Genomic DNA, 13,277 nt, shown 5'->3' with positions numbered 1-13,277 from the left:
TATGAGTAATTACACTATTTATACCATTGGTGATATCGATTTTGTTTATACAGCTTTTAACGGGATCGCGCTGATTTTTTCCTCTCATGGTTCCAATGAATGGCTCAGATTTGCTGCATATGCAGCAGCAATTGGCCTTTTTTATAAATCCCTGCGGTGGGTCCTTGCACCCACAAAAAACGATGTCCCGATCTTCTCCTGGATAATGGGGTTATTGTTCTATTCCATTGCCGTAATTAAAGCCGATGTCACTCTGGAATCGGTTAAAACGGGGGAGGTCAGGAACATAGACGATGTTCCGTTATTTATCGCGTCAACCGGTGAACTGACAACCGGCTTACTGCACGGGCTCATTACGGACTGGCGAGCTGCGTTTGACCCGCTTACGCCTGTGGGTCAGGTCACTGACACGCTCGATGACAGCCTGACGCTGGGTCCAATGACCAAAATGGTCAAATATATGGAGTGGGGTGGGGAATCCAGTGGATTCTGTCAGGCTTTCCCGAATACGATGAGCGGGAGCGAAAAACCTGTCACCTTTGATGTATGCAGAATCATCCAGTCCATTGCACGCGATTGTATTAAAACGACCCAGGACTCAGAGGTCAATACGCCACTCAGAGGCGTGGCGTTGAATGAAATCTATGCCACAGATCTTGCGTCAGTAATGAACGTCTTAGATTCAATGACGGCGAACAGCCTTAAGACCGCAAGCGTCCCCATGGTGACATCCACCGGACTGCAGTATGCATCCTGTACGGACGCCTGGGCGGCAGTGAAAGCTTCGTTCGCCTCGCCACAGGGCGTATCTATCATGAAACATATAGGGCAGATGAATCAGTTTATTGAACCGGCTAAAGAAGAAACCGGACAAAAAAGTGACTTTCTGCAAGGTGTGGCGTCTTCGCTTTTTGGAAGCGCTGGTCAGGCTCACGATATCACCACAGGGGCTTTTGTCCTCAACCAAATAGATAAAGGTGTGCTGCAGTATCGCAAGTCGTTGGGTATAGCGGCTGACTACCAGCTTTTCGAAGCGAGCATGAAGCGAACCAATGCCATGGTCAGTCAGGGGCAACTCTGGCTGAACATCTCAGGCGCTGCAATTAGTTTTCTCGAGATGTTCAGTTATATGGTTGCGCCCTTTGCTCTGATTGCGATCCTCTTCCTGGGAGGTGAAGGCATAACTTCAGCTGCAAAATACCTTCAACTGATAGTCTTCGTTAACATGTGGCCGATAACGGCGGTTATGGTCAACGCATACGTGAAAATGGTATTAAATCAACAATTTGACACATGGTCATCGCTGGGTGTACAGACCACGATGAACTGGGCGAATATGGGGAGTATTCAGGAGACGTACGGCAGCTACCTGTCAGTAGCTTCAGCGCTGTATTGCATGGTGCCGATGCTGACACTGTTCCTGTTGACCACCAGCATCCACCCGATGATGGGAGCGTTGAAAAATGTCACGCCGGATGCTCCTGCCAATACTGGCCATGTCACACCAGAAGTGTGGTCGGCGGGTAATGCGGGTAAACAGTCCTTTGGTGACCAGACACACACCGCAGCCACTTCAACCGGTGCCGGTATGTCATCAGGCGGGCTTCTGAATGCGGCCGTTCGTAGTTCTATGCCCTCTCTGTCACTTGGCAATAACTTGCAGGATACTGTTTCTGCAGCAGGTAGGAATGATATTGGCACGACGCGTCAGTCAACCCGAATGACGAGTCAAGGTCTAAGTGAGGCATGGTCGTCAGCTTTTCAGGGGCAGCATTCTCAAAACGCTTCCATAACGACGCAAGGCGGGCAAAAACTTGTGGAAGATATAGCAACAGGTATAAGTAATGGGATCGGTTCTAATGTTGGAATGTCAAGTGATGCAATTAAAGGGAAGGCAATGGCAGCAACCCTTCAGGCCGGTGGGGATATTGCAGCGCAGCTTGGTTTAGGTACAGGAAAATCAGCAGGTGTAGCAGGTGTTATGCCTGGAAAAATCATGGCTGCCTTGAAAGGTGCGCTTCTTGGGCAAATAAGCAGCGATTCAAAATTGTCAGATGCTGCTAAAAAAGGGATGACTGACAATATTGAGAATATGTTTAAATCAGGTAGTGCGTTTTCAAGTGACCTTTCTAAGTATGCTTCAAATGTAACACAAGATGGTTTTAGTAGCTCTGACACATATCAGAAAGCCGCTCAGAAAATGGACCAATATAGTCAGTCTATTAGTAATACCGAAACAAATGCATTCAGCAAAACTGGTGGTCAAGCATCTCAACTGGCTATGAGTAACAGTCTGAATATTGATGGCAATATGATCTCAGATACCATGAGAACACCGGCAACCGAGGATTCAGTAAGAGCTTGGGCGTCAGCTTCAGGTCTTAATGCAGATGCGATAGCTGGTCAGTGGAAGTCAACCCGCGATATGATGAACAGGAGTAACACGCTCGGTTCTGATAAAAATGGTAATGATGCCTTTGCAAAGGTATTACTTGACCAGGCGCAAGCTAAAACTCAAATGGAATCCGGGGAAACCGTCGCCAAAAATCTGGCTGATATTAAACAGACATCTGCGATGTTCAAAAATGCAGTCAGCATGATGGGAGCCAATGAACAAATTCTTTCTCCAGCAGCAGAAAAATTAGATCAATTTGTGGCTTTGGGAAGTGGTGGACAGTATGCCAACTACCAAGAGCAGGCACAAACTGCGCCCGATACATCAGGTGTCTCTTCAGCCGGAGCTATTACCGGTGGCATGGATAGTCAGCGAGGTCTGACATCTTCTAATCTAGGACAACACCAGGAAGCCGCTAGAGTTCAACCTAGCACATCAATTGGTGGCATATCTGCTCAGACACTTTCAGGTAACAATGGGCGCCAGTATGTTGAAGATGAAGCTGGAAAGGGGGCATCGCGTGTTCTTTCCTCTGGTGATAGAGACAAGCTCAATTATATTAGAGAAAATATGCCGGTAGGCTCTCCAAAAGAAACATACGAAAGTGCGAAACAAGCTGGAGACGCTGCTGATGCCACAACAGGCAAAGCGCAGTCTCTCGTTCTGGGAGATCCTAAATCAAGCGATTACAAAGCTAGTACACAACAGACTATGCAAAGTTTGCAGTCAGAAGAACCCCCTAAAAGCATTGATACCTTTAGATCATCAGGTGACAGAACCAGCGATGCTGAAAGTGCTCTGGCCCAGGCTGCACTGCATGCTGCCAACGCCAATAATCAAATAGGAACCGCAAGAGAGCAGAGTTTAGCTGAGAGCAATGCCTATAGAGAAAAATACAATCAAATAACCGGAAGTAATCTCTCAGAGGCTGGAGTTGAACGCATAGTTCGACAAGCCGCTGATGGAAAAAATAATGGCTTTAGTGGTGGTCTTAAGGATGTAATTAGTGCTGAAGTTAATGGTACTGGAACAACAGGCCGACCAGTTACCGGATCTGCTGACTCATCGCTTGGTAAGGAGTTGCGTGAAAATAACGGGGCAAGCGAACATCCCATGGATAAGGCGTCCGCTGCGTTTCAAAAGACAGGAGACGCTATTCCTGGCCATGAAGTAGCTTCAGATTTAGCACAACGTGTTGCGGGTATTATCCCTGGTGGGAATGCACTGGTTCCAGACATTGGTTCGCAAAGAAACGTGCCGAATGCAATGGGTATATCTAACAATAGAGCTCCGGGATCACTTATCAGTAATATCAGTAATAACATACAGTTAAGTCAGGCTGTTGATAGTGCTTCTGTTAACACTGGTATAAATGATGAGAAATTTACCAGGATGTCTGATCAAAATCAGATGCTTACCGAATCAGTACAAAAAGCATTAGCTAATGATTCGCGATATGGGCCCGATGTAGCGGCAGAATATCCTAAGTTTATAGCAAGTTTACCTAGTAACATCGGTGTAAATGAAGGGACTAAAATGACTAAAGATTTTTTAGATAAGCATAGAAAGAATTAGTGATGAATGTAAAAGGGGCCAGTAATGCTGGCCCCTTTATATTTGCAATCTTAATCAAATTTTGACTCGGGATATTCGTGAAGATGCTGATTCATTCTACTTGCTAGTGAAAAAGGGTCTGTTGGGTCAAAATCGTCAATAATACGCTCGTTTTGGAAAATAGTTGTAGAGTCAAGTCCTTCTGATTTTTCATTTTTAATGTGATTTTTTGACCGTAGACTCGAACTTTTCAGTTCTTCCGGATTTGAATTTGCAGATTTTCCTTTATGCTTAAACAAAATAATAAAAAAAATCACAACAGGCATAGCGGCATAAGAGAACCATACTAGGTAATCCCAATACAGAAAATTAGCCATTGTGTACCTCTTATTTATAGTTGTTGAACACATTCTAGCCTATCGGAGCTCACCCACAAGCCCTCCATAAGGCGGGATTTTTTTACTATCTCAAAATTTACTTCTTTGAGAATACCAGTATTCGAGAGATCGAGGGTCTGTGACATCAAACTCACTATACTCACAAGGATTACTGGAGGACTGACTTGTTTCTTCTATACCGCACTTATCACGCTTGTGGCTTGTTTTGTTTCGGGTTCCAAAGAGCGGGTATTTTCGCCCGACAGTGATGTAGCGGTAAACAAGCACTGCCAGGCAAAAGACATAGAAGAGCTCTTTGAAGTCGGCAAGTTCAAAACCAAACAGTTCGTACATCGTTGGGTCGCCCTCTATTCTTTCACAATTGATTACATTATAAACTATTTAACCCCACCTCCAACCCCCTATTTTCATCACACCCGAATGGAGCCTCAACTCAAAAAGGGGGCTTTACAGGGCATAGTTCATAGTGTATCCGTGTGATACACAGATGTTTCCGCTGGCCGATATGAAAAACAGTCGTTGTTTATGAGCTGCACAGGTCCGGAAAGTTACTTTTTTTCCTCGGCCATCGACACAGCACCCCGGCGGTTCTACCCAATAAATTCTGGGACTCGTGGATAGACACCGACTCCAGGCTATCCAGCTTGAGCACTTGCACACGGGAACGACTTTCTATACCGGACGCGGAGAATAACCTATCAAAAACTCGCACTAAACATGGTTCAAGACCCGGGTACGATGCCGATATAAGTCACTTTTTTGTACGCGGTGAAAAGTCACTTTGTTGCATGTTTGAAAATGGGGGCTTTGAGGAGGCTTTCGAATATTTATAATGAGAGACTGGTAAAGCTGCTGGTGGATCTGACATGACATTTCTCAAATCTCTGGACTCGCCGCCCTTCATCGCAACATATCGTTGGGCGGGATCATTCGATGGACGGTATATGCCACAGGCATATTCGCTTTTGCTGGAACTGAATCAAAACACTTATCTGCCGGTGGTTAAAGCCGAATTTGATATCTGTATCATCAGCTGCGGCAAGGAGTGGTGGCGCTTCAGGCTGGTGGATGTGAAATCTGATGAACGTCAGAAAGGAATGGTAACCCGGACGGCATACCGGCTAAAACCGTCAATGGGGATCGCTGAGCAAATGGTTAACATGATCCGCGCCTGGCAGTCCGTACCGTACCTTAATCCTCCTGCATCTGACTACTTTACCTCGCAGACCGCGTCGTGAACGGCGCAAAGAACATTCTTGCGGCAGGACATTGCCGTCTGGCTGCAGGAATCCCCTTCCTTTAGGGCGGGGAGGATGTCAACGGGAGTCACGACGTCAGGAACAGACAGACCAGTGAGGTTTACGTGAATGAATCATCAATAAAAACCGAAAATGTGTTCCTCTTCTGGAGAGCCATTGAAGCCTTAACCCCTCAGGATATTGATAAGGAAAATGCCCGCGACAAACTCAACCCGGTTTACAAAGTAGGCGCAGGATCCATGCTTCCCTGGGATGATCCGGAACATACCCGTAAGGATATTGCGCCTGGCAAAGTGTGGCGCTACTCCGCTCAGGCGGGGGTTTATCATCTGAGTGTGATTACCAAAATGCTGGAGGATAAAATCGGTGCCCATGAAGCGGTACCTGAAGAACGTAAATCAGGGAAATGCAGGCTTTTTGATATTGGTTTCAGTGAAGAAGGCATCCCCCAGCCAGCCACGTTCATGTTATCCCTGTCAGCATGGTCGGCGGCTCAGATACTCAGGCATGATCGCGGCGTTTATGCTCTTCATGCTCCCCTTTGCTCCGATGTGTCCGACCTGCCCGCACCAAACGACAGCCTCCCGCTGGTGGATAGCGGTTTTTACGATTTTGATAATCTGACCCTTCATCTCATGCAGTGGGTGGACAATGAGGCTTATCGATTACAGGAGGAGGGACAGAAGGCCGATACAGGATGGTTGAAGACGCTTGAGAAACTGGTTATCGCAAAACTGTATTTCCCGGAAGAAGCCATGGATACGACGATCGTCAGTGTGGTTAAGTGTTCCCTGACCAGGAAGGCGAAAGTCATCCAGGAAGACAGTGCAAAGAAAGACAATAAAAAGAAAGAAGCGGTGCCCGATGACCTCATTAACAGTTTTTTCATTCAGGAACTGCGAAAGCTCGACGCGGAGTGGAGGCAAGGAGGGGGTGGGGCCGGTTTTAAAGACTTTATCATGGCGATAACCCGGGATAACCAACAGCGCCTCGATATACGCACTGAAGAAGGCCTGAATTTTGCTTTTGAGAAACTGTTGCCCACACAACCACCAGCTGGCTCCTGGCCTTCAAAGTACCCGCTGGCATTCAGCCAGCAGCTGGCCGTCAATGAAATCTGGACCAGAAATCACACTGAACCGGGTATTTTTGCTGTAAATGGTCCTCCGGGAACGGGGAAGACAACACTCCTGCGTGATGTGGTGGCCGCAGTCGTCACCGATCGGGCGAGTAAACTGGTTAAACTCGGAGACTCTGCATTTAAAGCCAAAAACAGCCTCAAATACGATGACAGGCTGATACCCTATTATTCGCTTCACCCGTCCCTGGCGGGGAGTGCCATCGTGATTGCATCGTCCAATAACGGAGCCGTGGAGAATATCTCACTTGAGCTCCCCGGGATGGAAGCGGTACCGGAGGATGTGTCAGATCGCAGCGATTACTTTGGCGGGCTGGCTACCGTAATACTTAACAGGCCTGCCTGGGGACTTCTGGCGGCAAGACTGGGCAATAAAAGTAACAGAGAGCAGTTCGTTAACACACTGTGGTGGGGAAATCTGCAGAAAAGTGAAAAAGGCGATGAAGCACCTCCGGAGAAGTTTTCACCCGAACGTGGGGAGGGGCTGAAATACCATCTGAATTTACTGCGACCGCCCCGGAAAGTCAGAGAGCCTGCACTGACCTGGACTGAGGCTGTCACACGTTTTGAACAGGCACAGGCGGTGGAGGAAGCCGAGCGTCAGCAACTGGTCACCAGTTCAGGGCTAACGCATAAAATTGAGTGGCTCGAAGAACAACGAAGAGTGTGGGAAGAAAGGAAGCAAACCGCAACGCTTCAGATTGAGGAATGCCGGAACGCGCTACAGACGCTCTCTGACAGACTCGCCGCTATGGAAATGACCCTGACCCTGTCCAGTGGAGATCGGGACGAACTCGATCAGCGCATCCACCAGCATGAAAAAAATAAACCCGGCCTTCTGGCTAATCTCTTTTCGCTGGGGAGGATATCGAAGGCATGGTGGGATCGTTATCAACGGCTGACAGACGAATCAGATTCTTTGCGGGCGACGTTGACTCAGCAACGGCAGGAACTGCAGCTGGCGCAATCAGAAAAACATAATGCAGACAATGAACTCAGGAGCCTTGAGCGTGAGCTCACTCAGGTGATCAGCAACGGTCAGGCGGTCTGTAAAGAGCAGGAACAGAATAATACCTTGCTGAAGCAGGCTATATCCGATCTGGGAGCCTCCTGGCCGGAGCGGACTGCAACAGATGAACGAAGGGAGTTGTCAGCACCATGGCTTCATGAGCGCTGGAGAAAGGCGAGGGAAGATGTGTTTATCGCAGCATTAGACGTTCACCGGGCGTTTATTGAAAATAATCCTGTAAAAATGGCCGCTAATATAGGGCTTGCAATGGACTGGTTAAAAGGGCGAAAACTGACCGAAAAACAGGCGGGTCTGGCTCTCGACTCCTTATCTCTGGTCGTCCCGGTTATATCAAGCACCTTTGCGTCCATGCCCCGGATGTTCAGGGATACAGGTCAGGAAGCGATAGGCTGGTTGCTGATTGATGAAGCCGGACAGGCACAACCTCAGCATGCGATTGGGGCTATCTGGAGAGCAAAACGCACGGTTCTGGTAGGTGACCCAAAACAACTGGAGCCGGTCAGCGGTATTCCGTCCACTGTAGAGGGGGCGCTGGGAAAACATTATAAGATCCCGTCCTGCTGGTGGCCCGGAAAAGTCTCAGCACAGATACTGGCAGACCAGACGATGGACGTTGGCACCTATCTACCCGACCCGGAGTCAGAACAGATTTGGGTGGGCTGTCCGTTACGGGTTCACCGGCGCTGTGATGACCCAATGTTCAGTATCAGTAACCATATTGCCTATGACGGGCTCATGGTCCACGGGAAAAAGCCGGGCCTGGTGGATTTCCCTGAAAGCGGATGGCTGGATGTGAAAGGGAGGACATGCGAGGGAAACTGGGTAGTGGAGGAAGGGGCGGCAGTGGAAAAGTTACTTTTGGCGTTGCGTCACCAGTATTCACTGACACCTGACGACGTGTTTCTGATCTCGCCATTCAAGGACTGCGCTAAGCAGCTTAACCGGATCGCAAAGAGGCTGGGATTCAGGATGGACAGAACGGGGACCGTACATAAAACACAGGGCAAGGAAGCTACTGTGGTTATCCTCGTGCTGGGAGGCAACATAAAAAGTCAGGGGGCGAAAACCTGGGCGGCGGAAAAACCCAATCTTCTGAACGTCGCGGTAAGCAGGGCGAAACAACGCATTTATGTCATCGGCGAGCGTGCATTATGGGAGAAGCAACCTTACTTTTCCACGCTGTCCCGGGCACTGGGAAGGCTGGATGTGCCGGTGAGCAACAGCAACCCGCGTGCGATGTCATATATGGAAGAGTACTTAACCACTGAATGGCGCTGATAAGCGCCAGGTCTGCCAGCTGTCTAATGCGGTATCGACCGCAATACCGGGTGACTATGACATGCCTGAGGGATGATAATCAGTCGGATATCTGCCTCTAATCTATTCCTGATATTCCCTGCCGGACCATCAGCGTATGCAGGTGAGGCAGGGAGGTCTTCCCTCTGGTTTAGCAAGTTACTCATAAACGCTCGCCGACTTGTGAACTGGACACCAAAAGTTGGACCCTCACCAGGGCAACCAGCGAAGGTGCAGTAAAAGTTACTTTTATCTATAGGATTGCCAGGATTGCTGATGAGAGTTGTTAGCGAGCTTACCTGTTACCTCGGGAGGATTCTGCTTTACACGATCAAGACCGGTCCATGCATTGAGCTGCATCATTTTGCCGTTACGCTGCAGACGCCGGTTATAACGTTCCATAAATTTGAAAATATAGTTGGCTCTTACGCGAGGCGTTTTACTGTTGTAGTCAGCAATACCTTCAAACACGTTCCCTTTACGGTCAATAATTTTCCGGTGCAGCCACCATGTCCCAACCCAAAAAGAAGCACAGGCGTCATAAGCGAGCTCACGCCAGGTAATTGCGGGGAAGTGGGATTTCACCTCAGCCAGATTTGATGAGTTAATCTGCATTGGGCCAATATCCCATGTGCCATTGGTGTTAAGGACGAAAGAGCCAATCTTTCCACCTTCGTTATCAAAAAGAGTAAAGACAAGGTCACGGTCAATCCCGAAGAAACGCGCGGCGTCAGTTAAACATTCGTTTTTAACCGTTTCGGGTACATTTTGGGGCTTAGGTCGATCCGGTGGGGGATTGAATGCTGCATTTGCATTGACGGTTAAAGTGGCGAACAGCACCGCTCCAAAAAATAATCTAGTCATTAACCCGCTCCTCAAAAGTAACTTTTACAGGTTACACGACAACAAAAAAATTTTTTTCCTATACCGGGGGTAAATGCCTCCTGGTCGGAAAAATATTTTTTTTTGTTTGATACAGTATTTAAGGAGGTAGGACATGATTAAACCCATTGCAGTTGCTCTGATATTGTTAACTCCATCGGCCTATGCTGATGTTGATTTACCTGCAGAATTAAAGGACAAAATTGAAGCCGTTGGTATCAACCCCGTCTCTGCAGAGAAATCTCCGGTAAGTGGTATTTACTCAGTCTTTTCAAAAGAAGGGACGAGTTACGTCACGTCTGACGGTGAATACATCTTCACCGGAAATTTATTCAAAGTGAAAGGGACAGAAGTGGAAAACACCACGGACGAGTTTATCAGTAAAGGGATGCGATCCTATATTGAGAAGCTCAATACTATCACCTACAAAGCACCAGATGAGAAATATGTCATCGGTGTTTTTACTGATATCACCTGTGGCTTTTGCCAGAAACTACATAGCGACCTGCAATCCTATCTGGATAAAGGCATCACAATTAAATTCATCGCATACCCACGTGCCGGGATGAACTCCATGATAGCCCGAAACATGGCATCTGTCTGGTGTGCAGATGACAAACCTGCAGCTTTAACCAGAGCAATGAAAGGGGATGGTTTACCTGAAAAGCAACCGACAAAGGCCTGCATGGACTCCATTCAGAGCCAATTTAATGCAGGGAACATGTTCAAACTCTCAGGCACGCCTAGCGGTTTAAGCCTGAAAGGTGAGCCGATGGTATTTGCGGGGTTACGTGACCCTGACCAGATGCTGAACAGCCTGAAAACGGCCAATCAGAAAAAATAACTCTCCGGGAGCAACAATGAAGAAATTAATAGCAGTGGCAGCGGTAGTGGTTGTTTCATTTGCCGCCCAATCCAGCGTTTGCGGGCCAGTTGCGTGCAAAGTTACTTTCGTCGATGTCGACGGCTCGCAAAAGCCGATCATGCTTCTCGATGACAAAGTTTCAACGCGGAAGAGCTCAATGAACCGTGTATTTGATGATGTGTACTCGCACGGACGTAAGGTCCAGACTGACCTGAAATCAACCACTCCAGCTGCCGGGCATCCTGATAAATCATCACCCGTGCAAATGAGCAGGGAATTAAGTCCTGTGGTCATCTACAGCGCATAAAACGGAGTCTCTCATGGGATTAATCAGAACAGTGGTATACGTGGGTATCATTGGAGGCATCTTTGCCTATACACAAACAAAAGATAGCCTTGAAAATATTTCGGTTCCGGATGCGGAGTTTCTATCGTCAATCACCAGGAATAACTTTATGCAATCGACATGGGTGAACGAGCATTACACTTCACTGAAGAATGGCCCGATTGCTGACGGTATATCCAGTGTTCTGGATGATGCTCAGGATATCAGGGGGTCTGTCAATAATGTTGTCATGACGGCCGGTAATGTCGATATCCAGAAGGTTATTCAGGACGCAGTAGATGAACTTGACAACAGTAGCCGAAAATCCAGTAAGTAATTTAGCAATCAGAGCCATCAGATACGCATATTAAATAAAATATCACTTAGGGGTAAAACATGGAAAATAAACAAAATACTAAAAAACAGACTCTGATTCATATCGCACTGGTGGTAGGTGGTTTTGTTGCTGGTTCGATAATTTGGGGGAATGGCAGTAATATTATGAACTTAAATGACTCGGCTAATGAGTCTGTCAACAAAAAGCAAATCGAACTGGCAAATAGTATCAATGCATTAGCTCAAACAGCGAACCAGGTAAATAAGCCAGCCGGTTTAGTCCTGACTGAGCAGGACAAGGAACTTATTGGAAAAACTGCGGCACAATATTTGATCGAACATCCAGAGAACCTGGTGGAAGCTGGTAAGCGTCTTGAAGCCAACCGAGATGGAGAAAAAACCTCAGACGTTGTGAATACAAAAGACGTATTGCTTGAAACAAAATTCACGCCAAACTACGGCCCAGATAACGCAGATGTAGCTGTTATTGAATTTTTCGATTACATGTGTCATTTCTGTCAGCAGTCCAGTCCCGTGCTTGAAAAGGCGATTGCAGAAAATAAAAATGTTCGGACCTTCTTTAAAGACTTCACCATTTTTGCTGACCGCACACCTATCTCCGGGATGGGGGCAAAAATTGGTCTCTACATCTTTAATAAGTACGGGCAGGAAAAATACTACGAGTTCCACAATAAACTTATGAGTGAAGCGGGCAGGGCAATGAAGGCCAGAATGGATTATACACCTGCTAATCTGGCTGAGTTAGTCAAAGGTTTGGGATATAAAGAAATACTGGATCAGCAAGGCAACTTCTTGCTTACTGTCGAAATTCGTGATCAACTACAAAATATTGTTGATGCAAATATGATGCTGGCGGATAAGCTCAATTATAGCGGCACGCCAGTATTTATTGTTATGAACATCAAGAACCCGCAAAATAAAACCACCACAATCATGCCCGGCGCGCCTGATTTTTATCGTTTGCAACAGGCAATTGATAAAGCAAAAGGCAACTAAACGTCTTTGTCTCCTATATAGGAAACATTATATAATTTAAGGTGATTACTATGTTTGAAAATAACTTTGTTTTATACATCATGATAATGATGATTGTTATCTTATCTTATACGCTATTTAAAAGTCTTAAGTCAAAGAAAAGGCTACAGCATAAGTATGATGAGGTATTTAAGGCTTTTCATATTGCGGATGGCTTTGTTGAATAAATCGAACTTTTGCTGAGTTGAAGGATCAGATCACGCATCTTCCCGACAACGCAGACCGTTCCGTGGCAAAGCAAAAGTTCAAAATCACCAACTGGCCCACCTACAATAAAGCCCTCATCAACCGTGGCTCCATAACTTTCTGGCTGGATGATGAAGCTATTCAGGCCTGGTATGAGTCGGCAACGCCTTCATCACGGGGAAGACCTCAGCGCTATTCTGATCTCGCCATCACCACCGTTCTGGTCATTAAACGCGTGTTCAGGTTGACCCTGCGGGCTGCACAGGGTTTTATTGATTCCATTTTTGCCCTGATGAACGTTCCGTTGCGCTGCCCGGATTACACCAGTGTCAGCAAGCGCGCAAAGTCGGTTAATGTCAGTTTCAAAACGTTCACCCGGGGTGAAATCGCGCATCTGGTGATTGATTCCACCGGGCTGAAGGTCTTTGGTGAAGGCGAATGGAAAGTCAAAAAACACGGCAAAGAACGCCGTCGTATATGGCGAAAGTTGCATCTGGCAGTTGACAGCAACACACATGAAATCATCTGTGCAGACCTGTCGCTGAACAATGTGACGG

Annotated in this window: 11 protein-coding genes; 8 read left to right on the top strand and 3 right to left on the bottom strand. The window is 47.1% G+C overall.

The window, feature by feature from the left end; translation table 11 throughout:
- Position 1: 1 nt before the first annotated feature.
- Positions 2–3,970 (top strand): conjugal transfer protein TraG N-terminal domain-containing protein, encoded by a 3,969-nt coding sequence (locus BV390_RS27145; protein WP_049130547.1) that lies wholly within the window; start codon positions 2–4, stop codon positions 3,968–3,970.
- Positions 3,971–4,020: 50 nt separating this feature from the next.
- On the opposite strand, the gene BV390_RS27140 is transcribed toward BV390_RS27145, so the two are convergent.
- Both BV390_RS27140 and BV390_RS27135 read right to left on the bottom strand, forming a co-directional pair.
- Positions 4,021–4,326 carry a hypothetical protein gene (locus tag BV390_RS27140; protein ID WP_004181922.1) on the bottom strand — a complete coding sequence of 102 codons (306 nt, stop codon included), beginning with the start codon at positions 4,324–4,326 and terminating at the stop codon, positions 4,021–4,023.
- A gap of 90 nt (positions 4,327–4,416) precedes the next feature.
- A complete protein-coding gene (locus tag BV390_RS27135) occupies positions 4,417–4,680 on the bottom strand; it encodes a hypothetical protein (protein ID WP_074427173.1) in 264 nt (87 codons plus the stop codon).
- A 611-nt stretch (positions 4,681–5,291) separates the two neighbouring features.
- Between BV390_RS27135 and BV390_RS27130 the strand changes: the two genes are divergently transcribed.
- Positions 5,292–5,585 (top strand): hypothetical protein, encoded by a 294-nt coding sequence (locus BV390_RS27130; protein ID WP_065366047.1) that lies wholly within the window; start codon positions 5,292–5,294, stop codon positions 5,583–5,585.
- Between the two features lie 125 nt (positions 5,586–5,710).
- Positions 5,711–9,052: a DEAD/DEAH box helicase gene (locus BV390_RS27125; RefSeq protein ID WP_085397556.1), complete on the top strand. Its 3,342-nt coding sequence runs from the start codon at positions 5,711–5,713 to the stop codon at positions 9,050–9,052.
- 267 nt (positions 9,053–9,319) lie between these two features.
- Here BV390_RS27125 and BV390_RS27120 read toward each other — a convergent pair whose 3' ends face one another.
- A complete protein-coding gene (locus BV390_RS27120) occupies positions 9,320–9,934 on the bottom strand; it encodes a lytic transglycosylase domain-containing protein (RefSeq protein WP_004026303.1) in 615 nt (204 codons plus the stop codon).
- A 133-nt stretch (positions 9,935–10,067) separates the two neighbouring features.
- Between BV390_RS27120 and BV390_RS27115 the strand changes: the two genes are divergently transcribed.
- The 5 genes from BV390_RS27115 to BV390_RS27095 all read left to right on the top strand — a co-directional run.
- Positions 10,068–10,796, top strand: a complete 729-nt coding sequence (locus BV390_RS27115) for a thioredoxin fold domain-containing protein (RefSeq protein WP_085397555.1) — start codon at positions 10,068–10,070, stop codon at positions 10,794–10,796.
- 16 nt (positions 10,797–10,812) lie between these two features.
- The gene (locus BV390_RS27110) at positions 10,813–11,124 is read left to right on the top strand and encodes a hypothetical protein (RefSeq protein ID WP_004181928.1); all 312 of its coding nucleotides are present in this window, start codon (positions 10,813–10,815) and stop codon (positions 11,122–11,124) included.
- A 13-nt stretch (positions 11,125–11,137) separates the two neighbouring features.
- Positions 11,138–11,479, top strand: coding sequence for a hypothetical protein (locus BV390_RS27105; protein ID WP_085397554.1), 342 nt, complete (start codon positions 11,138–11,140; stop codon positions 11,477–11,479).
- A 59-nt stretch (positions 11,480–11,538) separates the two neighbouring features.
- Positions 11,539–12,495 (top strand): DsbA family protein, encoded by a 957-nt coding sequence (locus BV390_RS27100; RefSeq protein WP_085397553.1) that lies wholly within the window; start codon positions 11,539–11,541, stop codon positions 12,493–12,495.
- Positions 12,496–12,718: 223 nt separating this feature from the next.
- On the top strand, positions 12,719–13,277 hold a 559-nt coding region (locus tag BV390_RS27095; RefSeq protein ID WP_168185432.1), incomplete at its 3' end, for an IS5 family transposase.

This window comes from Klebsiella sp. YJ, from assembly GCF_002108615.1.
Classification (GTDB): domain Bacteria; phylum Pseudomonadota; class Gammaproteobacteria; order Enterobacterales; family Enterobacteriaceae; genus Klebsiella; species Klebsiella planticola.
This window is presented reverse-complemented; position numbering and strand designations above follow the sequence as displayed.